A 24,060-nucleotide genomic window follows, 5' to 3' on the forward strand; every position below is an offset into this window, starting at 1 on the left:
CGAATTCGGGGCGCTTCGGTCAAATGCTCCATCCCAACCTCGTCGGGGGAAGCCGGAGCGGATTGCGCCGCTTGTCGCTGAGTGCGACACCTGACCGAGACGCCGTCCAGCGAGCCGGAGGGGCTCGCGTCAGCCGCCCGAGTGCATGTCCTCGGCTTCGGGCACCAGGTCGTCGTCCGGGTTGTCGAGCCAGCCGTGCGGCAGCGTGACCTTTCCGGGCGAACCCTGGCGGCCACGCGGGCCGAGGGCGTCCGCCGGGAAGGGCGCCTCGTGGTCCAGCTGGCCGATCAGCTCGTCCAGCTCGTCCATCGACGACACCATCGCGAACCGACGGCGCAGCTCCGAGCCCACCGGGAAGCCCATGAAGTACCAGGCCATGTGCTTGCGCAGGTCGCGCATCGCCTTGTCGTGGCCGTCGTGCTGGACCAGCAGCTCCGCGTGCCGCCGCAGGACCCTGGCGACCTCACCCAGCCGGGGCCCCTCCGGGATCGGGCGGCCGGCGAACGCGGCCTCCAGCTCGCCGAACAGCCACGGCCTGCCCAGGCACCCGCGGCCGACGACCACACCGTCGCACCCGGTCTCGGCCACCATCCGCAGCGCGTCGTCGGCCGTGAAGATGTCGCCGTTGCCCAGCACCGGGATGGTCTGCACGGCCTCCTTCAGCCGGGCGACCGCGCTCCAGTCGGCCTTGCCCGAGTAGCGCTGCGCGGCCGTGCGCGCGTGCAGCGACACCGCCGCCGCGCCCTCGGCCTCGGCGATGCGGCCGGCGTCGAGGAAGGTGTGGTGGTCGTCGTCGATGCCGATCCGGAACTTGACCGTGAACGGCACGCCCGCAGCCTCGGCCGCCTCCACCGACGCGCGCACGATCTGCGCGAACAGCTTCCGCTTGTACGGCAGCGCCGCGCCGCCGCCCTTGCGGGTGACCTTGGCGACCGGGCAGCCGAAGTTGCTGTCGATGTGGTCCGCGAGGCCCTCGCCGACGATGATCTTGACGGCTTCCCGCATCGTCTTCGGGTCCACGCCGTACAGCTGCATCGACCGGGGGTACTCGCCCTGGTCGAAGGCCATCATGTGCATGGTCCCGGGGTGCCGCTCGACGACGGCGCGGGCGGTGATCATCTCGCACACGTACAGCCCCGCGCCGTACTCGCGGCACAGCCGCCGGAACGCGACGTTCGTGATGCCGGCCATCGGCGCGAGCACCACTGGGGGATCGACCTCGTACGGGCCGATCTTCAGTGCGGGCTTGCTCAGGGTGGCGGTCACGTCCTCCATTGTCGCTGGTGACTCGCGCCACCCGCAGTCAGGCCTGTTCGACCGCCGGGATGTCGGCGGCGATCCGGGATTTCGGACGCGGCGCGGTGACCGTCCACAGGATCTTCCCGTCCGGCGAGGTGCCGCCGACGCAGGTCAGGCGACGGCACACCACCTGGGCGGCGTGGCCGGTGGACCCGAGCTCGATCTTCAGGTGCGGGATGTCCACTGTGGGGCTCTGCAGCACCTGGTCCTCCGCGCGGCCGACCACGAGGCCGGTGAACCACAGCTGGTCGAAGCGCATCGACAGGACGCCCTCGAACAGCAGCTCGACCGGCTCGTCGGGGTTGTCGTCGGTGCGCAGGACCAGCTCCGAGTGCTCGACGCCGTAGCGCCAGACGCGGAAGGCCCGGGACGAGCTGAACAACGGCTCCGGCTGGTTCATGGCCCCAGTATGGGTCCTGATCAGCCGCGCCGCGGCCCAGCCGTCACCGGACCAGCTGACATCGGCTCACGCCAGCAGCTTCTCCAGCGCCCGCTTCGCGTCCGAGCCGTCGGAGAGCGTCTTCATCGCGAGGAAACCGGCCAGCTCGGCCGCCGGGCGATCCAGGTACCGCCCGGCCCGGTGTGCGGCGTCCACCGCGTCTTCGGCGAGCCCGTGCGAGACCAGCAGCGACACCGCGTCCGGCCACTTCGACGAGCCGATGAGTTCACGAATGGTCCGCACGCGCGGCTGCGACAGGCACGGGTCGTCGACGGTCCAGCTGTGCGTGCCGTGCCGGACCTCGGCCACCGGGCCACCGGGAACGTGCACGTCGGCCCGCACCCCGGGCGGCACCACGACGTCGAGCGTCAGCTTCCCGTCCGCCCGGCGCCAGGCCACCGAAGCCGCACCGTAGGGCGTCTCGTGCCGGGCCGAGGCGTGGGTGAGCGCGGCGTCCGGCACCGGGCGCACGACGATCGACCGGTACCCGGGCGCGGCGGGCGCCAGCCCGGCGACCGTGCGGTGCATCCAGTCGGCCACCGCGCCCAGCGCGTAGTGGTTGAACGAGGTCATCTCGCCCGGGTTGATCGAGCCGTCCGGCAGCATGCTGTCCCAGCGCTCCCAGATCGTCGTCGCGCCCATCGTCACCGGGTACAGCCAGGACGGGCAGCCTCGCTCGAGCAGCAGCCGGTAGGCCAGCTCGGGGTGGCCGGCCGTGGTGAGCGCGTCCGTGATGAGCGGCGTGCCCACGAACCCGGTCGCGATGCGGAAGCCGTTGGTGCGCACGAGATCGGCCAGTCGTCGACCCGCGACCGCCCGCTGCTCCGCCGTCGGCAGCAGCGCCCACTCGATCGCCTGCGCGTAGACGGTCGGCGCGTCCGAGAGCACCCGGCCCGATCCGGTGACGTACTCCCTGGCGAACGCGGCGCGCGTCTGTTCGGACAGCGTCCGGTATTTCGAACCGTTCCGGCCCAGCACCTCCGCCGCCGCGGCGACGATCTCCGCGGACCGCGCGAGGTACGCCGTCGCCACCACGTCCGAGTCGGCCTTCGCGGCGAACGGGTCGTCCGGCGGCGCGGCCGGGTCCAGCCAGTCGCCGAACTGGAACCCGCCCGCCCACACGCCGTCCGTGGTCAACGAGGCGATCTTGTCGACCCACCCGCGCATGCTGTCGAACTGCCGGGCGAGCACCTCCGCGTCGCCGAACCGCTGGTAGAGCACCCACGGCACGATCACCGCGGCGTCGCCCCAGGCCGTCGCGGCCGGGCTGTCGCCGGGCAGCACGTCCGGGATCACGAACGGCACCGCGCCGTCCGGATGCTGGTCGGCGGCCAGGTCGGCCAGCCACGAGCGGAGGAACCCGGCGCAGTCGTAGAGGAAGGACGCGGTGGGCGAGAAGACCTGGATGTCGCCGGTCCAGCCGAGCCGTTCGTCGCGCTGCGGGCAGTCGGTCGGCACGTCCAGGAAATTGCCGCGCATGCCCCACACGACGTTCTCGTGGAACTTCTCCAGGTCCGGGTCCGAGCAGCTGAACCAGCCGGTGCGCCGCAGATCGCTGTGCACGACGACGGCTTCCAGGTCCGCGGCCCGCAGATCGTCCACTCCGGACACTTCCGCGTACCGGAACCCGTGGAACGTCAGGCTCGGCTCCAGCACGGTTTCGGTACCACCGGGCAGGACGTAGGTGTCCGTCGCCTTCGCCGACCGCAGCGGCCGCACGCCGAGCTCGCCGTCCTCCAGCACCTCGGCGTGCCGCACGGTGACCTCGCGGGCGTCCCGCACGCGCAGCCGCACCCAGCCGACCACGTTCTGGCCGAAGTCGACCAGGGTCTTCCCGGACGGCGACGACCACACGCGCACCGCGGGCACCACCTCGGTCACGCGCACCGGCGGCCCCTCGGGCGCGACGAGCCTGCTCAGGTCGGCCTCGACCACCTCGACTTCGTCCACTTCGGACTCCGACAGCGTCAGGTCGGTGCGCTGCCCGTCGTACAGGTCGTCGGCGGTGATCCGGCTCTCCGTCGCCGACCACCGCTCGTCGGTGCCGATGACCTCGGTGGTGCCGTCGGCGTAGGTCACCTCCAGCTGGGCCAGCAGCGCGAGGCGATCGCCGTAGAGGGCGCGCCGGCCGTTCCACCCCAGCCGTCCGCGGAACCAGCCGTTGCCGAGCAGGAATTCCAGGTCGTTGGTCCCCTCGCGGAGCAGCGAGGTGACGTCGTGGGTCTGGTAGCGCAGCCGGTGCTCATAGCTGGTCCAGCCGGGCGCCAGCACCTCGTCACCGACCCGGGCCCCGTTGATCGACGCGGTGTAGACGCCGTGCGCCGTCGCGTACAGCCGGGCCGACACGATGCCCGGTCGCAGCTCCACACTGCGGGTGAGGATCGGCGCGCGCTGCCCGATGCCGCCGATCGTGCGCGGGCTGATGAACCGCGCCGACCAGTCCTCCGTGCGCAGCAGGCCGGTTTCCACGGTGGCCGGCTCGGACCACTCGTCGTCGACGCGCACCCGCACGGTCGCCCGGGTCCGCGACGGCAGCGGTTCGAACGGCCACGGCACCAGCACCTGCTCGGCGGATTCGACCCGCACCGTCGCCGAACCGTTCAGCTCGACCTCGTACGCGGTCTGCGACCAGTCCGGGTCGTCGGTGCGGACCTGCCAGGACAGGCGGGGCGTGCCGGTGCCGATGCCCAGCGCGACGTCGTGGTGCTCGAAGCGGACGGCGGTGACGGTCAACGGTCGCTCTCCTTCTCGTGCTGTACCAGCCGCACCGGCCCGAACAGGCCCGCGCGGACCTGCCCGGCGGCCACGGCCATGGTGGGTGACGCGTCGTCGAGGTAGCCGGCGAGCGTTCCGCGGACGACGATTTCCAGTTCGTTGACACCCGCTCGGATCGCATCCGAGATTTCGGACCACCACGGACCCCAGACCAGGCGGTCGACCAGCCGGCCGTTGACCACCACGTCGGCCGTGCCGCGCACCTCGCCGAGGTCGAGCACGACCCGGCCGGGCAGCGCCTCGAACGTGGTCCGGTACCGGACCAGGCCGCCCAGTGCACGCAGTCCGAGGTCCTCCCAGCTCCGCAGTTCGACCGGGGCCTCGGCGGTCTCGACCTCGATCCCGGAGCCGAGCAGCGCCCCGCCCCGGCGACCGTCGACCGCGCGGAACCGCAACTCCACCGGCGTGGCGGCGTTCAGCGGCGCGGGGAAGCGCACCCGCTGGTCGACCGGCTTGTACTCGGCCTCGCCGACGCGCACCACGACATCGAGGTCGGTCGGGATCCGCAGCGCAACCGCCCCGAGCGGGGCCGGGAAGGTCAGCGTCTCGGTGCGTTCCCCGGCAGGCGCGACGTCGGGGACCACCGGCACGACGACATCGCCGGGCGCGGCGGCGGGTTCGAGCCAGTGCGCGCCGGGCAGCGGGTGCGGCCGCGGGTGCAGGCACAGGAAACGCGGGTCGCGCCGGTGCAGGCGGCGCACCTCGCCCCAGTCCGGGCCGCTGACCAGCCGCGGGTCGCGCGAATCCACCGCGACTGGGCCAGTCGTGACCAGGGTGAGCGTGTTCTCGCCAGGGCGGAGGTGTTCGCGCAGGTCGTAGGGGTGGATGCGGATCTCGCGGAAGCCGGGGTAGGGGTTGAAGTCGCCCTGCCTGCCCACCTCGGCGCCGTTGACGAGCACCCGGCAGGCCTCCTCGCTCGCGACCTGCACGGTCGCGTCGCTGGGTACCTCGTCGAGGTGGAAGGTGCGGGTGATCTCCCCGCCCGCCAGCCACTCCGGCCTGCGGTAGCCCGCGGGATCGGTGACCACCGCGAACGACGCCCGCAGCGGGCCGTCCTGGTCCGCGGTGAACTCGATCTCCACCCGCACCGTCCCGCCGGACGGCAGCGGGCTGAACGACTGGTAGCCCGGCCCGTCGACCGGAACCGCCGCGCCGTCCACGAACACCCGTCGCGCGGCGCTCGCGCCGACGGCGAGGAACAGGCCGTCGCGCTCGGGCAGTGGCAGATACGTTCGTACGCCGACCGTCTCCCCAGCCTCCACGTGCCGCCAGTCGAGGAACTCCTCGGGCACGTAACCCTTGGGCCCCAGCGCTTCCGCGTGCCCGGGGTCGTCCCGGATGCCACGGGACAACGACCAGACCGCGGGCCGCCACCCGTTGCCGTCCCGAACCTCGGCGAAGACGCCGTACCCGGCCAGCTCGTCACCCAGCCGCCAGACCTCCAGCGGCAGCACGCCGGTGCGGGCGGGCGCGGCCAGGTCGCCGTGCCGGTTGTCCAGAGTGGACTCCGCCCGCGCGCGCCAGCCGTCGAGGAACACCGACCGGATCACCGGCCCGGGCAGGGTGTGCGTCGCCTCCGGCAGGTCGTCGCCGAACACGAGCAACGTGATCGGGCCGTCGGTGAAGACGACCTCGACCTCGCCGTCCACGACTGGGACATCCGTGCGCTCCCCGGTGCGCGGGTTCCACTGCTGGGCGCGGCCGGTCACCCCCGCGACCCGTGCCACCCGGTCCGACGGGGAGACGAACTCGTACCCGTCCGCACGCAGCTGCCGCCAGTACTCCTCCCAGGGAAAACCCTGGTCCGTCCAGCCTTCGCGGTCGAGGTCGACGATCGGCGCCCGGGTGCCGCTGCGCTCGTCGTGCGCGGTCAGCAGCAGCACGTGCCGGTCGCCGTGGCGCCGGAGCAGGAACGGCACGTCGGACCGGATCCGGGATTTCGGAAGGACCGCGGGCACGTCCTCCGGCGAGCCGACCGTGACCGCGCCCTCGACCGGGCAGCTGCCGACGCACACGACCGTCCCGCCGGCCGCGGCGAACTCCGCGAGCCGGGCGGCCGCGGCCGGGAGCAGCAGCTCGACGTCGGGCAGGACCACCGCGCGGTAGGTCTCCGCGCCGATCCGGAGCTCGCCGCCCGAAACCTCCCCGGCGGCGATCGTGGCCTCGTCGAACGTGTCGTGGTCGATCCCGGCCCGTTCCAGCACACCGCGTTCCTCGGCGAACCACGTGCCGACGCCGTTCAGCGCGTGGAACGAGGCCGCGGCCCGTTCCGCGGGCGGCAGCGGTCCGTCGAGCGTCAGGTAGGCCTGGGCGGTGCTGGTCGGCGACAGCAGCACGACGTCGCAGGAGTGCGTGCCCGCCGTCAGCACCGAGCACAACCGGCTCACCGCGCCGGCGAACTGGCCGTAGGCGGGCCAGTACGGCTGCCGCCAGCAGGTCGACGGCGGCGCCCACTCCCACCAGCCGCCCGCGGTCGAGTAGTAGACCGCGTGCGGGTCGTAGAGCGTGGCGCCGCGGCGCAGGAACGGCGCGAGCCAGTCGTAGGTCTCCTCCAGCGTGCCGCCCCAGCCCGACGAGTGGAACGCCTCGATCCAGGTGCGCGGGTGCCCGTGCGCGTGGGCGAGCGAGCTGTGCACCTTCGCGTCGCCCCAGTGGTCGCTGCCCGGCGCGCCGAACCCGGCGTGCGTGCCGAGGTAGTCGCCATAGATCCGCACGCCGCCGACCGGATCGCCTTCGCGCGCCGGGCTCGCCTGGTCGAACCCGCAGATCAGCCCGCGGTGGCTGAACCACTGAGCCAGTGGGTCGAAGAACGCGCGGCGCGCGAGGCGGGCACGGTGTTCCTGGTAGTCCCGGCGTACCCGGGCCGACTCGGCGTCCGCGCCCTCGTACAGCGCGGACAGCCGCGGCAGCAGGTCGTAGCCGTACTCGGCGGCGAAGGTCTCCGCGAAGTCGTGCCCCCAGGTCGGCAGCGGCGGCAGCTCGTCCTGGAAGAACCCGGGGATCACCGTGCCGAACCAGCGCCCGACGTGCCGTTCCAGCTCGCCGTGCACCTGGTCGAGCAGGGCCGCGCAGGCGTCCGGGTTGAAGTAGTCGAAGCCGCTGACGCGGTGCCCGATCGTGCCGTCGGGGTCCCGGTGCAGGGCGAGCCCGGCGAACTCCGGGCGGGCCGCGGTGAGGCGGCCCTGGAAGTTCGCGCCGGAGAACCCGATCTGGTCGTACATCCAGAGCTGGAACCCCAGCTCGGCGGCGTCCGCGCACGCGCCGTCCAGCAGCTCGATCCACTTCGGACTCAGGAACGGCGGATCGTCGGCCAGGGAACCGAACATCGGGCCGGTGGGCGCCAGGCACATCACCACCGCCTGCCGGACGCCCTGCGACACCAGCTGTTCCATCTGCCAGCGGACCCGGTCCCCGGTGACCCGGCCGCCGCTCCACCACCAGATCGGCAGCGGGGAGAACTCGGGGCCGGGATCGGTGAACCGGGTCAGCAGCTCGTCGGAACTCATGCGGTGGCGCGCTCCGCCTCGATCTGCTCCAGCGATTTGCCGGAGGTGTTCGGCATGAAGAAGAACCCGACCCCGCCGCTGATCACCAGGAACAGCGTGAGCAGGCCGCCTGCGACGGTGAACCCGCCGCTGGCCAGCGTCGGCAGGAAGAAGCTCCACACGCCGAGCAGCGTCCGGGCGACGCCGAAGGTGAAGCCCTGCGCGGTGCCGCGCAGCATCGTCGGGAACAGTTCCTGGCTCCACACCTTGTAGAACGCCTCACCGGCGAGCGAGCAGCCGACGCCGAACAACACGATGTTCGCGATGATCACCGGGATGTTGAAGGGCAGCACCACGTAGATGCCGTAGGCGACGATCTGCATGACCGCGCCGATGCCCCACATCCACTTGCGCGTGTGGTGGCTGCGGTCGGCGAAGCGCATGAACACCAGCGTCGTGACCAGGATGCCGATCAGAAACCCGGCGCAGGACAGCGCGACGCTGGCCGCCTGGCTGCCCGCGTTGAGGGTCTTGATGACGTACGGGGTGAAGATGCCGCCGGTGCCTGCCGCGATGTTCCAGAACACGTAGACGATGCCGGTGAACAGCAGCGCCTTGAGGTGCGCGCCCTGGAAAAGCGCTTTCAGCTGGTACTTGACGTCCCTGGTGGACGACGCCGACGTCCAGCGCGCGGACTCGGACAGGCCGCGGCGCATCGCCCAGGTCACCAGCGCGATGACGAACAGGTGCAGGAACACGATCCGCGTGCCGAGCAGGTCCAGCGGGGTGAGCGCGAGCGACAGCAACAACACGATCACCGGGCCGAGGTTCCACGCGACCTGCGTGAAGCCGAGCAGCTTCCCGCGCGCCTTCGACGGGGAGAACTCGCCGACCAGCGCCAGCGACGTCGGCACGTCCGCGCCGACCGCGACACCGACGACGAAGGTACCGATGAACAGCATCGGCGTGTTCACCGCGAGCGCGATGCACAGGATGCCCGCCGCGTAGACCAGCAGGTCGTACTTGTAGATCCGCTTCCGGCCCAGCTTGTCGCCCAGCCTGCCGCCGATGAACGCACCGATCGCGCAGCCGATGGCGTTCGGGCCGATCGCGGCGAGCGCCCCGACGGCGCCGTCGGAGAGGCCGAGGTAGCTCTGGAAGAGGGCGAGGCCCGCGCCGAGCGCTACGATCGACCCGGCATCCAGGTAGGAGGCCATGCCCGCGAGCACGGACCACCGCCACTGCTGGCGGGTGATCGTGCCGCCGTCCTCGACCGAGCTCGTGCCGACGGTTTCGGGTGAGGTCATGTGGTTCTCCTCGTCTTCGTTGACGCAGGACACATTTTGAAACGTATTAAGGACGCAGGTTAGCGTTTGGGTGGGGGAATAACAAGCTTCCGTTCGGCGCATTGAACGTTTCATGCGTGCTACGCTGTGGTCCCTGGGAGATCGAGGGGACGCATGGTTGGCATCAAGGATGTGGCCCGGCGCGCCGGGGTCTCCATCGGCACGGTGTCCAATGTGGTCAACCGGCCGCACATCGTTTCCCCGGCCACCCGGTCACGTGTGCTGTCGGTGATCGAGGAGCTGGGTTACGTCCGCGACGAGTCCGCGCGGCAGCTGCGGGCCGGCCGCAGCCGCATCATGGCGCTGCTCGTCCTCGACCTGGCGAACCCGTTCTTCGTCGACGTCGCCCGCGGCGCCGAGCAGGCCGCGCACGACGCGGACCTGAGCGTCATCACGTGCAACAGCGGGCAGCGCGTCGACCGCGAGGAGTCGTACCTGTCGCTGCTGGCCGAGCAGCGGGTGCGGGGGCTGCTGCTGAGCCCGGTCGACACGTCGGGCGCCGCGCTGGAGACCTTCCGCCGCAGCGGGATCCCGTACGTGTTCGTGGACCGGAAGGTGCCCGCGGACGAGGCGAGTTCGGTGTCGGTGGACGATCTCGCGGGTGGCGAGCTCGCCGGGCGGCACCTGCTGGAGACCGGGCACCGGCACGTCGCGTTCGTCAACGGGCCGCGGATACTCACGCAGTGCCGCGACCGGGAGCAGGGGCTGCGGACCGCGTTGGAGGGGTCCGGGGCGGAGCTGTCGGTGATCGAGACGAGCGAGCTGGACGTGGAGTCCGGGCGGGACGCCGGCGCGCGGCTGCTCGGCATGAGCCCCCGGCCGACGGCGGTGTTCTGCGCCAACGACCTGCTGGCGCTGGGGGTGCTGCAGGCGATGGTCGGCGCAGGCGTGCGGGTGCCGGACGAGATGGCGATCGTGGGCTACGACGACATCGAGTTCGCCGGCGCGGCCGCGGTGCCGCTGACGTCGGTGCGCCAGCCCGCGCGGCGACTGGGGCAGACGGCCGCCGAGCTGCTGATCGCGGAGACGGCGGACCCGGAGAACCGGCCGCCGCACCGGTCGGTGGTGTTCAAGCCGGAGCTGGTCGTGCGGGCCTCGACGCAGTACCGCCGCTGAGCGGTCCCCGGGGCGCCGAAGCTCCAGCCTGGCGCGAACGCCACACGCGCTTTCGGGCGCGCCTCACGAAACTTCCGAGCCCCCGCCAAGCCTGCTTCGCGCTACGTCGGTCGTCACCGCGCCGACGCCCCCCCGCCGACTGCTGGGTTAGGCGTCGGAGTGCGTCCGCTTGGCACGCCGCCTCTCGTGACGCGGCGGTCGGCGAGAGGCGCGCATGCGTCAGGCCGCCCGCCGCCGTGGTGTTTGGTCACGTAGGGCGCCAGGGCGGCGCGGTTCGGCCCACGTGGGCGGGCACTCCTCGCGGGTTCGGCTCTCAGTGTTTGGCCACGTAGCGGCGCCAGAGGCGGCGCGGCTCCGGCTCACGCGGGGCGGGCACCAGCAGGTACGTCAGGCACTCCTCGCAGGTCCGGCCCGGCGGGGCGGTCATGGCGGCGGGGAGGAACCGCGCGCCGCACACCGCTTCCAGTTCCTGGCCGGCTGCCATGGCTGTGTCGGGGACCGCGTGCTCGGCCGTGCCGTCCGCGCTGGTCACCCAGACCGGGTGGTCGTCCGGGGTCGCTTCCACCGCTTCTCCCCTCCGCCGCTGCTCCGTCCGGGCCTACCCGCGGCCGTCCGGCTCAAGCCGGATTCACCTGGCCGTGGCGGTCACCTCGGCCCGAAATCGAGGTTCAGGCAGGCCAGCCGCCCGCCCGCCGTCCCGGCGTGACCCGGGTCCGTGTGCGTGTGTGTCTCGTGGATGACCACGGAGCCGGGCAGCCGGTCGCCGTAGGTCCAGTCGACCCGCGACACGGCGAACCCGCTGCCGTTCGCGGACGTGGTGAAGTCCAGCCAGATCTCGTTGCGCGGGTTGGCGTACGCGGGGTCGGTCGAGGGCTGCACCGGGTCGGGAACGTGCTGGTAGTGCGGCCCCGAATCGTTCGGGGCCGCCCCGCAGGGCTTGGTGTGCACGTGGGCGCCGTACTCGCGGCCGGGCAGCAGGCCGCGCACGGACAGCGTGGTCAGGGTGCCCGTCACCGACGCCGTGAACGCCCGCGCGGCCGCCCCCTCCGGCACGAGGGCCGTGTTGTAGCGCACGACGGAGGCGCCGGCGCCCACCTGCGCGGCGGGGGCGGCGGCGGCTTCGGCGGGCCAGAGGGCCGGCAGCGCGGCCGCGGCGAGGGCCAAGGGGACGATTCGCATGATGTTCCATTTATCGGTCAATCTGTGACCAGGCAAATCCTCCCATAGGCTGATCTCCGTGAGCGGCCGTGACGAAGAGACCCCGAACCAGCGCCTCGCACGCAACGTGAACGAACTCCTCGGCGAGCTGCGGGTGGCGCAGGCCGGGGTGCAGATCCTGTTCGGTTTCCTCCTCACGGTGGTGTTCACCAGCGAGTTCCGCGCGGCCAGCGGGTTCGAGAAGGCCGTGCACCTGTCGGCGGTCCTGCTCGCGGTCGTCTCGACGGCGCTGCTGTCGTCGCCCGCGGCGTGGCACCGGATCCTGTTCCGCGCGGGCCGCCGCGACGACATCCTGCGGGCGGGCAACCGCGCCGTCCTGGCCGGCCTGGTGTGCCTGGCGGCCGCGATCACCGCGACGGTGTCGCTGATCGCGAAGGTGGTCTACGGCCCCATCGCGATGGCCGTCGTCGGCGGTCTGGTCGGCGTCACGTTCGCGGTGCTGTGGTTCGTGGTCCCGAACTTCCTGGCGAACCACTCCGCGAGCGACACCCGCCCGTCCCGGGTGCCGCCGAGCGACTCCGCCGCGGCCGAATGAGGGACAGGTTGAACTGACCTCCGTAGTCGGGCGGGTCCGTTCTGCGTACGCATGGGTGGATGAAGGTTCTCATCCTCACGCACGGTAGCCGCGGCGATGTGCAGCCGTTCGCCGCGCTGGCCCGAGCCCTGCGAGCAGCCGGCCACCACGTGGTCATCGGCCTGCCCGACTCGATGACCACGCTGGTCGAGACCCGGGGGGTTGACGTCGTGCGGTTCAGCGACATTGCCGCGAAGCTGGTCAACTACCCGGAGTTCCAGGAGATGGCGGAGAGCAACTTCCGCGGGTTGCGGGGGAAGAAGACCGCACTGGCACTGCGGCCCAAGTACGTGGGGATCATCGCCGAGGCGCTGGATGATCTTGCGAAAGCGGGGCAGCAGGGGGCCGGTGCTGACCTCGTCGTCCACAACGTCAGCCTGCCCGGGCACGAGGTCGCGGAGCTGCTCGGCGTACCAGCTCTTCCGGTCGGCTTGCAGCCCTTCTGGGTACCGACCAGGGCGTTCCCCGAGGGGCGGTTCCCGTGCCGGGTTCCGTCGCTGATGAACAGGGCCACCTACATCTGGGCTCGCGTGATGCTCGCGTACTACGAGGGGAGCTCGGTGCGCGACTGGCGCAACGAGACGTTGCGCCTGCCCTACCGGTGGAATCACCGGAACTACCTTCGCGGCCGTGGCGGGCCTGCGGTGGGGATGCTGCACGGCTTCAGCCGGCATGTACTGCCACGGCAGCTCGATTACCCGCCGTGGGTCCACACCACCGGGTTCTGGACCTTGCCGGCCGGGTCTGGTTGGTCACCTCCGCAGAGCCTGTCCGAATTCCTGTCGGCGGGTGAGCCGCCCGTGTACATCGGCTTCGGCAGCAACATCGGTCCGAACGCGGCGAGGACGGGCGTTGTTGTTGCGGAAGCTGTGCGCCGGGCGAAGGTTCGTGCTGTGGTTGCGACAGGATGGGGTGCGATCACGGCGGGAGCGCGGGACGATCAGTTGTACTACGTCGACCAGGTCCCGCACGATTGGTTGCTGCCCCAGATGGCGGCGGTGGTTCACCAGTGTGGCGGTACGATCAGCGCGGCCGTGGTCGCCGGCAGGCCGCAGGTCGTCTGCCCGTTCGGGTTCAGCGACATGCCCTACTACGCGAGTCGCATGCATGCTCTTGGGGTTGCGCCGCCCCCACTGCCACAACGAAGCCTGACTGCTGCCGACCTCGGGGACGCCATCAGCCGGGCGGTTTCGGACCGGGACATGGCAGGTCGAGCGCAAGAGCTGGGCCGTTTGTCGCGAGCGGAAGGGGGTGCCGCGGCGGCTGTGGACGTGATCGAAACGATCACCTGACGCCCTCTGCTTCCAAGCAGACCTTCACCTGAAGCGCCGAGCGCACCCGACCGGGCGGGCTCGGCGCTTCTTTTGCGATCCGGTTCGACATTGTGGCCGCCCTCCGCAGTTTGCTAACTTGTTCAGAGTTCGACAGTTGGCACGCAGGTTCTGCTAGGAGAAACATGATCCCCAGGGCGGAGTATCCGCGTCCGCAGTTCGTCCGGCCCGACTGGCTTTGCCTCAACGGGAATTGGCAGTTCGAGGTGGACCGCGCGGATTCGGGACTTGAGCGGGGTCTGACCGAGCGTGAGCTGACGGGCGAGATCGTTGTGCCCTTCTGCCCTGAATCGGAGTTGTCCGGTGTCGAGGACGTGGATTTCATGGAGGCGGTGTGGTATCGGCGCACTGTCCTCGTGCCGGCCGACTGGCGCGGCCGGAAGGTCTTGTTGCACTTCCAGGCGGTTGATCACGACGCCACGGTGTGGGTCAACGGACACGAGGTGGCGCGGCATCGGGGCGGCTGGACGCCGTTCACGGCTGACCTGAGTGACGTGGTTGCCCCGGGCGAGGACGCGACCATCGTCGTCCGGGCGCGCGACCCGCGTACCGGCCCGCAGGCGCGGGGCAAACAGTCTGAATGTTACGAGAACTACACCGCCTACTACACCCGGACCACCGGGATCTGGCAAACCGTCTGGCTGGAGCCAGTACCGGAGAGCCACCTCCTCCGGCCTCGGATCACGCCAGAACTGGCCACCTCGTCGTTCACGGTCGAGGCCCGGGTCACCGGACCGAAGCGGGGTCTGGTCGTCCGAGCCAGGCTGTCCGACTCGTCAGGCGAGCTGGCTTCTGCGACCGCTCGTGTGGACCTGGACTTCACCACCAGGGTCGAACTGACCGTGCCGGCAGGTCGCCGCCGGCTCTGGTGTCCCGAGGACCCAGCGTTGTACGACATCACCATCGAGCTCGTCGATGGTGACGGACGCCTGATCGACTCCGCGCAGAGTTACGCGGGATTGCGTGGGATCGCCATCGATGACAAGGCTGTTCTGCTGAACGGCCGCCCGGTTTTCCAGCGACTCGTTCTCGACCAGGGCTACTACCCTGACGGCCTGATGACCGCACCATCCGAGAAAGCACTGGTCAAAGACATCGAATTGGCCATGTCGGCGGGCTTCAACGGGGCGCGTCTCCACCAGAAGGTGTTCGAGGAGAGGTTCCTCTACCACTGCGACCGGTTGGGCTACCTGGTCTGGGGGGAGTTTGGCGACTGGGGTGCCTATACCGGTGCCGCGGTAGATTGCCAACAGCCGACCGCGTCCTTCACCACGCAGTGGCTCGAGGTCCTCGAGCGCGACCACTCGCACCCGTCGATCGTCGGTTGGTGCCCGCTGAACGAGACCCTGCAGACCATGCACGACCGAATCACGGTGCTCGACGACGTCACCCGGGGTATGTTCCTCGCGACGAAGGCGGCTGACCGTTCCCGCCCGGTCATCGACGCTTCCGGCTACTCGCACCGCATGCTCGAGACGGACGTGTACGACTCGCACAACTACGAACAGGACCCGGCGAAGTTCGCTGAGGCGATGGCTGGGATCGGGATGAATCGTCCCTTCGTCAACGGCGAGAGCGATCTGCCTCTGCCGAGGCACCTACCGGATGGTCCGTGGTCGGTGCCGTACGGCGGTCAGCCCTATTTCTGCAGCGAATTCGGCGGTATCTGGTGGAATTCCGACAGTGAACCTGGCGAGGACTCGTGGGGTTACGGTGAGGCTCCACGTTCTCTCGACGAGTTCTACCGCCGGTTCGAGGGTTTGGTGTCGGTCCTGCTCGACAACATGTACATGTTCGGCTATTGCTACACCCAGTTGACCGACGTTTTCCAGGAACAAAACGGCCTTTTCCGGTTCGATCGCTCCGCGAAGTTCGATGTGGCTCGGATCCGGGCGGCGCAGAGCGCCGTCGCCGCGATCGAAAAGGTGTCCCCGATTCCTGATCGGTCTGATCAGACTGCATTGTGACCTCCGTCGCCTGAAGTCATCGCCGTGTGCGGTTCGCCCAGGTCCGGTCATGGTGTCCATCGGAGGCGGCTGTTCGTCGCGCACATCCGATGGCGCAGGACCGGAGGTCGAGGGGAAGCATGCGGAACCGATGTCCGTCGGCCGCGGATGCGCGTGCGGGATGGCGCCAGTGGGCAGCTGTGGCGTTGCTGGCCCTGCCCATGTTGATGACGGCGCTCGACACCAGCGTCCTCTACCTCGCATTGCCGCACCTCAGCCTCGCGCTGGGGGCGACCAGCGTTCAGCAGTTGTGGATCCTGGACATCTACGTGTTCTTGGTCGCCGGCCTACTGATGACCATGGGCACGGTCGGGGAGCGGATCGGGCGGCGCCGGTTGTTGCTGGCCGGGGCGGCCGCCTTCGGAGCTGCCTCGGTTCTGGCCGCGTACTCGACGAGTGTTGCGATGCTGGTGGTCGCGCGGGCGGCAATGGGAATCGCCGGTGCGGCCCTCCTGCCGACCGCGCTCTCCCTGATCAGTTGCATATTCGTCGATGCCAGGCGGCGAGCGGCCGCCATCGCCATCGGTTCGTCCTGCGTGATGATCGGAGCGGCGATCGGCCCGGTGGCCGGAGGGCTCCTGCTGGGACGGTTCTGGTGGGGATCCGTGTTCCTGGTCGGCGCCGTGGGAATGGTCGTCCTGCTGGCCGCGGGACCACTGATACTTCCGGAATACCGTCGTGCGGAGGTCAAACGTCCCGACCTCACGAGCGTGGTGCTTTCCTTGGTCGCCATCCTGTCAGTCGTCTACGGCGTCAAGGAGCTGGCGCGTAACGGTTGGCACCCGATTCACATTGTGATGATCGTCGCGGGAGCGAGCGTCGGTGCCGCGTTCCTCTTCCGTCAGCGCTTCTTGGCCGATCCGCTGGTGAACCTGAGCCTGTTCCGGAGACGGAGGTTCACCGGTGCGTTCGTGGTGATGCTCGGCTCACAGATCGTCCTGGGCGGCACCTACGTGTTCATCCCCCTGTACCTGCAGTTGGTGCAGGGGTTCACGCCGGTGCACGCCGGGGCTTGGTTGGTCCCCCAGTCCGTCACGGCCGTCGTCAGCACACAGTTGAGCCTGTACTTCGTCCGCCGGTTCCCGCTATCCGCGGTGCTGGCCGGCGCACTGATCGTATGTATGACCGGGTGTGTCCTCCTCGTGGCGGGCAGTGGTCTCTGGCTCGTCATCGCGGGTTCGCTGGTCCTCTACCTCGGCGTTCTGCCGGTCGTGACACTCGCGTCCGACTTGGTGGTCGGGTCGGTCGACGCCGCCGGCGCCGGTTCGGTTTCGTCGCTGTTGCAGACGAACAACCACCTGGGCAGTGCAGTGGGGCTGGCGTTCCTAGGAAGCATCGGCAGTGCCGTCTACCGCGGTGCGACCGAACTTCCACTCGGACTGCGTGCCGACCAAGCCGAGCAGGCGAAGGAGGGCCTGTCAGGGGCGCTCGCGGTCGCGGCGAGGCTGCCGGCCGGTGACGGGGACAGGCTGGTCGACTCCGCCCGCCAGGGGTTCGTCATGAGCATGCACGTCGTCGGCGGACTCGGAGCCCTCGCGATGCTCGCGCTCGCTGTGTTCGCGTTCATACTGCTGCGGCCGCGGCCCGGCCCCGGAGATGGGCCGAGAGGTGGCGTCAGTACAACCGGTGCAGCCAGGCGCGCCAGATCAGCGCCGTCGGCACCACGGAAGTGAACACGGTCCCGATCACGAACAGGATCACTGCCTGTGACTGGGCGGCCGCCACGAGCAGGAACAGCCCCAGCACGGGCGAGCAGAGGATCCCGAGCACGGACAGCAAGATGCCGGACACGCGCATCGGCCGTAGTTCGGCAAGCCGTTGCGCCAGCCGTGGGTTTTCGGCGGCCAGTTGCCGCTCGATTTCCGAGAGCCGTCGCTGTTCTTCACCGTGGAGTGCCATCGCCCGCACCGCCTCTACCGACCAGTATTGCTCGCCGACGGGTCCTTGTCACGATGTGATCTGCGCTGTGCTTTGGCTGTCGTCCCGTGCACCCTCACGGTGAGTAGGTAATATTACCTCCCGTTAACCCGATCGCGGGAACCAAAGGGCGAGGGGAGAGCGTCCGATCCTGCGAGAACGAACCGTGTGGGAGTGCACGCGCGGGCGAGGGAGAAGGTGCTGTTGATGAGCAAGACCGACGAGCGCGTCATCGGTGACACGCCGATCTTCGAGGCGCTGCGCGAGGAGTTCGACTTCGACCGCCTGCTCGAGGACCTGGTCGAGGAGCCGAAGCAGGCCGAGTGAGACGTTACGGTGGGTGGCTGTGAGCGGTGATCCCGGCACGGCCACCACCACTCGCCGATCGCAGGCCCAGGTCGTGGCGGCCGTGGCGATCGGCGGTGGGATCGGTGCGCTGGCCAGATACGAACTGACCACCACCTGGCCGACAGTGCCGGGCCAGTTCCCGTGGACGACGTTCTTCGTCAACGTCACCGGCTGCCTCCTGATCGGCGTCCTGATGGTGCTGGTCACCGAGGTCCGCGTGGCGCACCACCTGGTCCGGCCCTTCCTCGGGGTCGGCGTCCTCGGCGGGTTCACCACGTTTTCCACCTACACGGTGGAAATCCACGGACTGCTGAAGCCGGGCTCGGCGGGCATGGCGCTCGCCTACCTCGGCGGAACGCTTCTGACCGCTGGGCTCGCCGTCCTCACCGGGGTCGCCGTCACGCGCCGGCTGGCAGGCCGATGACGGCTGTCCTCGTCATCGCCGGCGCGATGATCGGCGCACCCCTGCGCTACCTCACCGACCGTGCCGTGCGGGCACGGCACGGTGGCCCGTTCCCGTGGGGCACGCTGCTGGTCAACCTGGCCGGCTGCCTGGTCCTCGGGGGCCTCACCGGTGCCGGCGCCGCGCTGCCCGCCCCGCTGTTCGCGCTGCTCGGCACCGGTTTCTGCGGCGCGCTGACCACATACAGCACGTTCAGCTACGAGACGTTGCGGCTGGTCGAGCAGAAGGCGTACTTCTACGCGGTGATGAACATCGTGCTCAGCGTCGCCGCCGGGGTCGGTGGCGCGTATGTCGGATTTGCCGCTGTGCAGGCGTTTGTGGCGATGTGACGATCACTCCGCGTCGTGCCACGCTGACGCCATGACCGATGCGATGCGGGCCGAGACCGTCAGGATCACCGGGCACGGTGGCGACGAGATCAAGGCCTACCTGGCCACGCCACTGGACCCGGCGCCACGCGGTGGGGTCGTGGTGATCCACCACATGCCCGGCTACGACGAGGCGACCAAGGAGATCGTGCGGCGCTTCGCCGTCCACGGCTACCACGCCATCTGCCCCAACCTCTACTGGCGCGAGGCGCCGGGCGCGGACCCCGACGACGCCGCCGCGACCGCCCGCGCCCAGGGCGGCGTCCCGGACGAGCGGCTCGTCGGTGACGTCGAGGGCGCGGCGAACCACCTGAAGGGGCTGGACGGCGCCAACGGCAAGATCGGCGTGATCGGCTACTGCTCCGGCGGGCGGCAGACGTTCCTCACCGCGTGCAGCATCCGGATCGACGCCGCGGTCGACTGCTACGGCGCGTTCGTGGTCAACGACCCGCCGCCGCAGATGGCCGGGATGAAGCCGCTGCTGGGGCTCGCGCCGCAGCTGTCGTGCCCGCTGCTCGGGCTGTTCGGCGCCGAGGACAAGTTCCCCTCGCCCGAGGAGGTCGCGACCCTGTCCGCGGAGCTCGACCGGCTGGGCAAACCACACGAGTTCCACACCTACGACGGCGCGGGGCACGGGTTCTTTTCCGTCGACCGGCCCAGCTACCGCCCGGAGGCCGCGGTCGACGGGTGGCGGCGGGTCTTCGACTTCTTCGGCAAGCACCTGGTGTGAGGAGAACCGACATGTGCACCTACCTGACCGAGCAGATCGAGATCGACGGCAGCGGCAAGTCGGCGCGGGGGTGGATCCCGCTGACGCACGCCTCGGTGTACGTCGACCACCCGACGCACGCGCAGTACGCGCACACGGTGAACATCGACTTCCTCAACCCGGCGGAGGGGCCGTCGGCGCGGGTGCCGGTGGAGCTGACCGAGGAGGCCGCGCTGGCACTGGCGGACGCGATCCACCGGGCGATCGCCTCCGCACCGAAGGGGCTGGCCTCGGCGAAGCAGCCGATGTGAGCGTCGAGGACGGGCTGCCCACCGTGGCGGAGTACCGCGCGCTGCGGGCCGCGGTGGGCTGGCCGTCGCCGGACGAAGACGTGTGCCGGGCCGCGCTGGACGGCTCGGTGCACGGCGTGGTGGCGCGCGGCGGGTCCGGGCTCGCCGGGATGGCGCGGCTGGTCGGCGACGGCGCGATGTACCTGCTGATCGTCGACGTGGTGGTGCACCCCGATCACCAGGGCGCGGGCCTGGGCAGGCGGATGGTCGAACGGCTGGTGCGGGTCGCGGGCACCCGGCGTGTGCAACTCGTGGCGGCGGGCGAGGTCGTGCCGTTCTACGAGCGGCTGGGATTCACCTGTGAGTCCAGCCATCTCATGGTGTACCGCACTCTGGGATGACCTGGGCGAACGGTTCACGGGGTCTTAACGTTGTCCGTGGTTGACCCCCATGGCCCGTTTTGGAGTGCTCTGTGTCCGCTGTCACCGACCGGCCCCCGGCCGGCAACTTCCTGCTGCGCTCGCCCACCTCGTGCGCCGCGCCGATCCCGGAGCCGGAGGCGCCCGTCCGCTGGGTGCCGCTCGCGATCTCGGCCGCCGGGTCAGTCGCGCTGAGCTGGTACGTCTGGGCCACCTACGGCGGCAAGTTCGGCGCGCTGCTGGTCATCGGGCTGTTCCTCGGCCTCGCGCTGTACCACTCGCGCTTCGGGTTCACCTCGGCGTGGCGGCAGCTCATCGCGGTCGGCAACGGCGAAGGTCTGCGCGCGCACGCCCTGCTGCTCGGCACCGCCGCGACCCTGATCGCCCTGCTCATCGGCACCGGCACCGGCCTGTTCGGCACCACGCCGAAGGCCACCGCAGGCCCGATCGGGCTCGCGTTGTTCGTCGGCGCCGCGTTGTTCGCCATCGGCATGCAGCTCGGCGGCGCGTGCGCGTCCGGCACGCTGTTCGCGGTCGGGTCCGGGCAGTCGTCGATCGTGCTCACGCTGGGCGGGTTCATCGCCGGGTCGGTCCTCTACACCTGGGCGTTCCCGCTCTTCGACGGCTGGCCGCAGGTGTCCGGCGTGCTGCTCGCCGACCACGTCGGCTGGTTCGGCTCGTGGGCCATCACCATCGCGGTGCTCGGGCTGGTCGTCGTCGTGACGCGGGTGGTCCAGGCGCGCCGCAACCCGCCGCCGGTCGGCGTGCCGCCCACCGCGAAGGGCTTCGCCCGCGTCTTCCGCGGCTCGTGGCCGCTGCTCGTCGGCGCGGTCGTGCTGGCCGTGCTCGCCGCCGCGGTCGTGCTCGTCTCGGGTGGCACCTGGGGCGTCACGTTCGCCTTCGCCCTGTGGGGCGCGAAGTTCCTGCAGCTGATCGGCCTGCACCCGGAAACGTGGGAGTTCTGGCAGACCACCAGCAACGCCAAGTCGCTGGCGAGTCCGATCTGGACGGACAAGACCAGCCTCACCGACATCGGCATCATCCTGGGCGCCGCCGTCGCCGCCGCGGCCGCGGGCACCTGGAAGATCCACTCGGAGATCCCGTGGCGCACGGCGATCGCGTCCGTCCTCGGTGGAATCCTGATGGGCATCGGCGCCCGGCTCGCCGGCGGCTGCAACATCGGCGCCTACCTGGCCGGCATCTCCACCGGCAGCCTGCACGGCTGGCTGTGGGGCATCTTCGCGCTCGGCGGCACGTGGATCGGCCTGAAGCTGCGGCCGCTGTTCGGGCTCGCCAACCCGAAGCCGGCCGACTCGATCTGCTGAGGTTCCCAAGCCCTGGAATGGCAGGACAACCGCCGGGTTGTCCTGCCATTCTTCGTTGCGGGGAAGGAAAATCCCCGACAGAGAAAGGTGGGAACATGAAGAAGACCGTGATCCGGGGCCTCGTCGCGAGCGCCCTCGCCGGGGCGGCCGTGCTCGGCGCCGCGGCACCCGCGCTGGCCGCTCCCGCGCCGGGCGACGTGGCCGTCGTGGACGAGCCGGACACGACCAACCTCAACAACGCCTACACCTTCGCGCCGCTGGGCGTGCCGGTGATCGGGCTGGTCCGCTCGATCAACGCGGCGCCGGGCAAGCTGCTGCCGAGCTTCGGCTGAGGTTGAACACGGAAGAGCCCCGCGCCACCCACCTGGCGCGGGGCTCTTCCTGTTCGGACCACCGGAACGGTCGGCGGGTGGGCCGGGGCCGGGCTGCGCGAGCTGGGTGCCGCGAGCTGCCTGGCGCGGGGTGATGGACGGGCGCCCGCCGCCGGTTTGCGGAGGGCCGGGCTGGAGCACGGCTCTTCCTGTTCGGACCGCCGGGGAACGGTGGGCAGGTGTGCCGGAGCCGGGCTGCACGAGCCGGGCACGGTCGCTACCTGCCCGCGGTTCGCGGAGGGCCCGGGCTGGAGCACGAAAGACCCCCGCGCCACCCACCTGGCGCGGGGCCCTTCCTGTTCCGGCTCAGCCCGCCAGTTCGGTCAGCAGGCCGTAGACCGGGGCCAGCACCGCGGTCGGCGCCCCGATCGTCGGGTCGAGCAGGGGACCCGCGTCGACTCCCGGGACGAGCCAGATCGGCACCTCGTCGGCGCTCGCGACGCCGCCGCCGAGCTCCAGCGCCGCGGCCGCGATCACGCCGCCTGCCAGCACCCTCGCCACACTCCTGCGCACTTGCACTCTCCTTTCTGCTCCGCCCGTCTCAACCGAGCGGAAAACTGATCGGCACGACCGTCCCCTGTGGAACGAAGAACCCGGCGCCCTCACCCGGCACGTCCATGCCCGGCGCGTGCGGCTGCCCCGGCGCCATCGGCATCGCGTTGACCTGCGCCGCCGCGAACAGCTGCACCCGCGGCGGTTCGGGCTGCTCCGGGCCGAGCCACTGCCGGAACCCGGTCACCGTCGCCGCCTCGCCGGGGAACGCGTTGTCCAGCGCCACGGCGTAACTGACCGCGGCCTGCTCCCGCGGGTCGAACCGCAGCGGCACCGTCGAGCTGGCCACCGTGTTCACCAGCGGCCCGGTCAGCAACCACGGCGCGACGTACAACCCGTACGGGTACGCCGGCCGCTCCCGCTGCGCCGCGGCCGCACCGTCCAGCGCCGACGCCGCCTGCGTCCATCCGGACACCACCACCAGCGCCGCACCATCCGGCCGCACGGCCACCCCGCCGGCCGCGGCCGCGTCCCGGACAACCCGGGCCGCCTCCGTGCCCCGCGCCGACGAATCGCCGACGACCGTGATCGAGCCGGTCCCGCGGGCGGCCAGGAAACCGACGAGCTTGCGCAGCGCGTCCGCGTCCGCTTCGGACAGTGTGTCCGCCGGGCAGGTCGTCAGCACGTCCTTGCGCCCGGCGACCAACCCGCCCAGCGCGGTCGTCGCGCACTCCGGCCCGTCCGGACCGGACGCCGTCGCGTTCCCGCTGTCCGAACCGGTGTCCACCTCGATGGTCCGGCCGGAAACCACAATCGAGCTGCGTCCCGCGGGCAGGTCGACCTCGGCCCAGAACCCGGAGGCGCCCGGCCGCGCGACCGCCGGGACGGCCGGCCCGTCCCCGACCGCGACCGAGCCCGCCGCGGGCAGGTGGACGAGGTTCCGGCCGGGCCGCTGTGGGCTCACCAGCACCGGCGTGCCACCCGCGTCGGCGAGCAACGGCACCCCGGGCACCGGCAGCTCGGCCGGTTCCGGCAGGGCGACGAACGCGCTCCAGGCCACGAACGCGGCCGCGACGCCGACGACCGCGACCCGCTGCCACAACACGGCCGCCACGATCGGCAGCACGAACGCGGCCAGCAGCGCGATCCCGAACCCGGTCTCGTACAGCCGCCGGTCGAACGCCACCCCGGACAGGACCAGCTGCACCGCGCCCGCCAGCGCCAGCACACCGCCGAGCGTCCACGACAGCGGACCGAGCCGGGGCGTCTCCGCACGCGCGAGCGCCAGCGACGCCAGCCCGAACCAAGCGGCCGTCGCGGCGACGTAGACCGTGTCGATCGCGAACTCCACACCGGACCGGCCGAGCGCGGTTTCCAGCACCAGCAACACCAGCAGCGCGGTGGCCACCCAGCGGCCCACCGGCGGCCGCCGCGTGGTCAGCACCGGCACGGCCAGCACCAGCAGCGCGTGCACGACCGCGCCGACGACGTTGACGTCGAAGGCCACCGCCGACACCACGGCCAGCACCGCCGACAGACCGCCGAGCACGGCGGTGACCTGCCACAACCGGCGGGGCAGCGTGTCCACCTGCGGCCGCAGCAGCCCGATCCCCGCGACGAACGCCGTGGCAGGCAGCAACACCAGCCGCACGATCAGCGCGGCCAGATCCAGCCCGGCCGAGCCGGTGACCGGATGGGACCCGTGGTCCATGAGTTACCTCTTCCGCACCGGGGCCGTGCGTGGCCGGGTCCGGCCCGGCCACGCACGG

General features: G+C 70.9%; 22 protein-coding genes. 12 read left to right on the forward strand and 10 right to left on the reverse strand.

The window, feature by feature from the left end; translation table 11 throughout:
* Positions 1 to 129: 129 nt before the first annotated feature.
* The 5 genes from dusB to AMYTH_RS0130600 all read right to left on the reverse strand — a co-directional run bounded on the left by dusB (position 130) and on the right by AMYTH_RS0130600 (position 9,305).
* A complete protein-coding gene (dusB, locus tag AMYTH_RS0130580; protein WP_027933444.1) occupies positions 130 to 1,275 on the reverse strand; it encodes a tRNA dihydrouridine synthase DusB in 1,146 nt (381 codons plus the stop codon).
* Between the two features lie 28 nt (positions 1,276 to 1,303).
* Positions 1,304 to 1,699, reverse strand: coding sequence for a hypothetical protein (locus AMYTH_RS0130585; protein WP_017985613.1), 396 nt, complete (start codon positions 1,697 to 1,699; stop codon positions 1,304 to 1,306).
* Positions 1,700 to 1,765: 66 nt separating this feature from the next.
* Positions 1,766 to 4,471, reverse strand: a complete 2,706-nt coding sequence (locus AMYTH_RS0130590) for a glycoside hydrolase family 78 protein (RefSeq protein ID WP_027933445.1) — start codon at positions 4,469 to 4,471, stop codon at positions 1,766 to 1,768.
* Entirely contained in the window at positions 4,468 to 8,019 is a 3,552-nt protein-coding gene (locus AMYTH_RS0130595) for a hypothetical protein (RefSeq protein ID WP_027933446.1), read from the reverse strand. Before AMYTH_RS0130595 ends, AMYTH_RS0130590 begins: the two co-directional genes overlap by 4 nt.
* Positions 8,016 to 9,305, reverse strand: coding sequence for an MFS transporter (locus AMYTH_RS0130600; RefSeq protein ID WP_027933447.1), 1,290 nt, complete (start codon positions 9,303 to 9,305; stop codon positions 8,016 to 8,018). Before AMYTH_RS0130600 ends, AMYTH_RS0130595 begins: the two co-directional genes overlap by 4 nt.
* A 153-nt stretch (positions 9,306 to 9,458) precedes the next feature.
* Here AMYTH_RS0130600 and AMYTH_RS0130605 point away from each other — a divergent pair, with 153 nt between their 5' ends.
* Positions 9,459 to 10,460, forward strand: coding sequence for a LacI family DNA-binding transcriptional regulator (locus AMYTH_RS0130605; protein ID WP_027933448.1), 1,002 nt, complete (start codon positions 9,459 to 9,461; stop codon positions 10,458 to 10,460).
* Between the two features lie 313 nt (positions 10,461 to 10,773).
* Here AMYTH_RS0130605 and AMYTH_RS0130610 read toward each other — a convergent pair whose 3' ends face one another.
* The gene (locus AMYTH_RS0130610; RefSeq protein WP_027933449.1) at positions 10,774 to 11,025 is read right to left on the reverse strand and encodes a hypothetical protein; all 252 of its coding nucleotides are present in this window, start codon (positions 11,023 to 11,025) and stop codon (positions 10,774 to 10,776) included.
* Positions 11,026 to 11,105: 80 nt separating this feature from the next.
* Positions 11,106 to 11,639 (reverse strand): superoxide dismutase family protein, encoded by a 534-nt coding sequence (locus AMYTH_RS0130615; RefSeq protein WP_037322797.1) that lies wholly within the window; start codon positions 11,637 to 11,639, stop codon positions 11,106 to 11,108.
* Positions 11,640 to 11,697: 58 nt separating this feature from the next.
* Here AMYTH_RS0130615 and AMYTH_RS45975 point away from each other — a divergent pair, with 58 nt between their 5' ends.
* The 4 genes from AMYTH_RS45975 to AMYTH_RS45985 all read left to right on the forward strand — a co-directional run bounded on the left by AMYTH_RS45975 (position 11,698) and on the right by AMYTH_RS45985 (position 17,262).
* Positions 11,698 to 12,213: a DUF6328 family protein gene (locus tag AMYTH_RS45975; RefSeq protein WP_037322798.1), complete on the forward strand. Its 516-nt coding sequence runs from the start codon at positions 11,698 to 11,700 to the stop codon at positions 12,211 to 12,213.
* A gap of 59 nt (positions 12,214 to 12,272) precedes the next feature.
* Positions 12,273 to 13,544, forward strand: a complete 1,272-nt coding sequence (locus AMYTH_RS0130625) for a glycosyltransferase (protein ID WP_027933451.1) — start codon at positions 12,273 to 12,275, stop codon at positions 13,542 to 13,544.
* Positions 13,545 to 13,708: 164 nt separating this feature from the next.
* Positions 13,709 to 15,550, forward strand: a complete 1,842-nt coding sequence (locus AMYTH_RS45980; protein WP_051362861.1) for a glycoside hydrolase family 2 protein — start codon at positions 13,709 to 13,711, stop codon at positions 15,548 to 15,550.
* A gap of 179 nt (positions 15,551 to 15,729) precedes the next feature.
* On the forward strand, positions 15,730 to 17,262 hold the full coding sequence (locus tag AMYTH_RS45985; protein ID WP_051362862.1) for an MFS transporter: 1,533 nt from the start codon (positions 15,730 to 15,732) through the stop codon (positions 17,260 to 17,262).
* On the opposite strand, the gene AMYTH_RS0130640 is transcribed toward AMYTH_RS45985, so the two are convergent.
* Positions 17,204 to 17,488 (reverse strand): DUF3040 domain-containing protein, encoded by a 285-nt coding sequence (locus AMYTH_RS0130640; RefSeq protein ID WP_037324126.1) that lies wholly within the window; start codon positions 17,486 to 17,488, stop codon positions 17,204 to 17,206. The genes AMYTH_RS45985 and AMYTH_RS0130640 overlap by 59 nt on opposite strands.
* A gap of 418 nt (positions 17,489 to 17,906) precedes the next feature.
* Here AMYTH_RS0130640 and AMYTH_RS0130650 point away from each other — a divergent pair, with 418 nt between their 5' ends.
* The 7 genes from AMYTH_RS0130650 (at position 17,907) to AMYTH_RS0130680 (ending at position 21,760) form a co-directional block, all read left to right on the forward strand.
* On the forward strand, positions 17,907 to 18,278 hold the full coding sequence (locus AMYTH_RS0130650; protein WP_037324128.1) for a fluoride efflux transporter FluC: 372 nt from the start codon (positions 17,907 to 17,909) through the stop codon (positions 18,276 to 18,278).
* Positions 18,275 to 18,646: a fluoride efflux transporter CrcB gene (gene crcB, locus AMYTH_RS0130655; RefSeq protein ID WP_027933454.1), complete on the forward strand. Its 372-nt coding sequence runs from the start codon at positions 18,275 to 18,277 to the stop codon at positions 18,644 to 18,646. Before AMYTH_RS0130650 ends, crcB begins: the two co-directional genes overlap by 4 nt.
* Positions 18,647 to 18,677: 31 nt before the next feature.
* A complete protein-coding gene (locus AMYTH_RS0130660) occupies positions 18,678 to 19,415 on the forward strand; it encodes a dienelactone hydrolase family protein (protein ID WP_027933455.1) in 738 nt (245 codons plus the stop codon).
* A gap of 11 nt (positions 19,416 to 19,426) precedes the next feature.
* Positions 19,427 to 19,705, forward strand: a complete 279-nt coding sequence (locus AMYTH_RS0130665; RefSeq protein WP_017985600.1) for a DUF6295 family protein — start codon at positions 19,427 to 19,429, stop codon at positions 19,703 to 19,705.
* Positions 19,702 to 20,085: a GNAT family N-acetyltransferase gene (locus tag AMYTH_RS47235; RefSeq protein ID WP_228685021.1), complete on the forward strand. Its 384-nt coding sequence runs from the start codon at positions 19,702 to 19,704 to the stop codon at positions 20,083 to 20,085. The genes AMYTH_RS0130665 and AMYTH_RS47235 overlap by 4 nt, the downstream gene beginning before the upstream one ends.
* A 71-nt stretch (positions 20,086 to 20,156) precedes the next feature.
* Positions 20,157 to 21,428 (forward strand): YeeE/YedE family protein, encoded by a 1,272-nt coding sequence (locus AMYTH_RS0130675; protein WP_027933456.1) that lies wholly within the window; start codon positions 20,157 to 20,159, stop codon positions 21,426 to 21,428.
* A gap of 95 nt (positions 21,429 to 21,523) precedes the next feature.
* On the forward strand, positions 21,524 to 21,760 hold the full coding sequence (locus AMYTH_RS0130680; protein WP_017985597.1) for a hypothetical protein: 237 nt from the start codon (positions 21,524 to 21,526) through the stop codon (positions 21,758 to 21,760).
* 345 nt (positions 21,761 to 22,105) lie between these two features.
* Here the strand turns inward: AMYTH_RS0130680 and AMYTH_RS0130685 are convergent, their stop codons facing one another.
* On the reverse strand, positions 22,106 to 22,312 hold the full coding sequence (locus tag AMYTH_RS0130685) for a hypothetical protein (protein WP_027933457.1): 207 nt from the start codon (positions 22,310 to 22,312) through the stop codon (positions 22,106 to 22,108).
* 28 nt (positions 22,313 to 22,340) lie between these two features.
* Positions 22,341 to 24,002 carry a hypothetical protein gene (locus AMYTH_RS0130690; protein ID WP_027933458.1) on the reverse strand — a complete coding sequence of 554 codons (1,662 nt, stop codon included), beginning with the start codon at positions 24,000 to 24,002 and terminating at the stop codon, positions 22,341 to 22,343.
* Positions 24,003 to 24,060: the final 58 nt, after the last annotated feature.

Origin of the sequence: Amycolatopsis thermoflava N1165 (assembly GCF_000473265.1) — a bacterium.
GTDB lineage: Bacteria > Actinomycetota > Actinomycetes > Mycobacteriales > Pseudonocardiaceae > Amycolatopsis_E > Amycolatopsis_E thermoflava.

Excerpts from the sequence above, each read along its gene's own strand:
- dusB (WP_027933444.1), bottom strand. The coding sequence starts at position 1,275 with ATGGAGGACGTGACCGCCACCCTGAGCAAGCCCGCACTGAAGATCGGC.
- AMYTH_RS0130585 (WP_017985613.1), bottom strand. The coding sequence starts at position 1,699 with ATGAACCAGCCGGAGCCGTTGTTCAGCTCGTCCCGGGCCTTCCGCGTC.
- AMYTH_RS0130595 (WP_027933446.1), bottom strand. The coding sequence starts at position 8,019 with ATGAGTTCCGACGAGCTGCTGACCCGGTTCACCGATCCCGGCCCCGAG.
- AMYTH_RS0130600 (WP_027933447.1), bottom strand. The coding sequence starts at position 9,305 with ATGACCTCACCCGAAACCGTCGGCACGAGCTCGGTCGAGGACGGCGGC.
- AMYTH_RS0130605 (WP_027933448.1), top strand. The coding sequence starts at position 9,459 with ATGGTTGGCATCAAGGATGTGGCCCGGCGCGCCGGGGTCTCCATCGGC.
- AMYTH_RS0130615 (WP_037322797.1), bottom strand. The coding sequence starts at position 11,639 with ATGCGAATCGTCCCCTTGGCCCTCGCCGCGGCCGCGCTGCCGGCCCTC.
- AMYTH_RS0130625 (WP_027933451.1), top strand. The coding sequence starts at position 12,273 with ATGAAGGTTCTCATCCTCACGCACGGTAGCCGCGGCGATGTGCAGCCG.
- AMYTH_RS45980 (WP_051362861.1), top strand. The coding sequence starts at position 13,709 with ATGATCCCCAGGGCGGAGTATCCGCGTCCGCAGTTCGTCCGGCCCGAC.
- AMYTH_RS0130640 (WP_037324126.1), bottom strand. The coding sequence starts at position 17,488 with ATGGCACTCCACGGTGAAGAACAGCGACGGCTCTCGGAAATCGAGCGG.
- crcB (WP_027933454.1), top strand. The coding sequence starts at position 18,275 with ATGACGGCTGTCCTCGTCATCGCCGGCGCGATGATCGGCGCACCCCTG.
- AMYTH_RS0130660 (WP_027933455.1), top strand. The coding sequence starts at position 18,678 with ATGACCGATGCGATGCGGGCCGAGACCGTCAGGATCACCGGGCACGGT.
- AMYTH_RS0130665 (WP_017985600.1), top strand. The coding sequence starts at position 19,427 with ATGTGCACCTACCTGACCGAGCAGATCGAGATCGACGGCAGCGGCAAG.
- AMYTH_RS0130680 (WP_017985597.1), top strand. The coding sequence starts at position 21,524 with ATGAAGAAGACCGTGATCCGGGGCCTCGTCGCGAGCGCCCTCGCCGGG.
- AMYTH_RS0130690 (WP_027933458.1), bottom strand. The coding sequence starts at position 24,002 with ATGGACCACGGGTCCCATCCGGTCACCGGCTCGGCCGGGCTGGATCTG.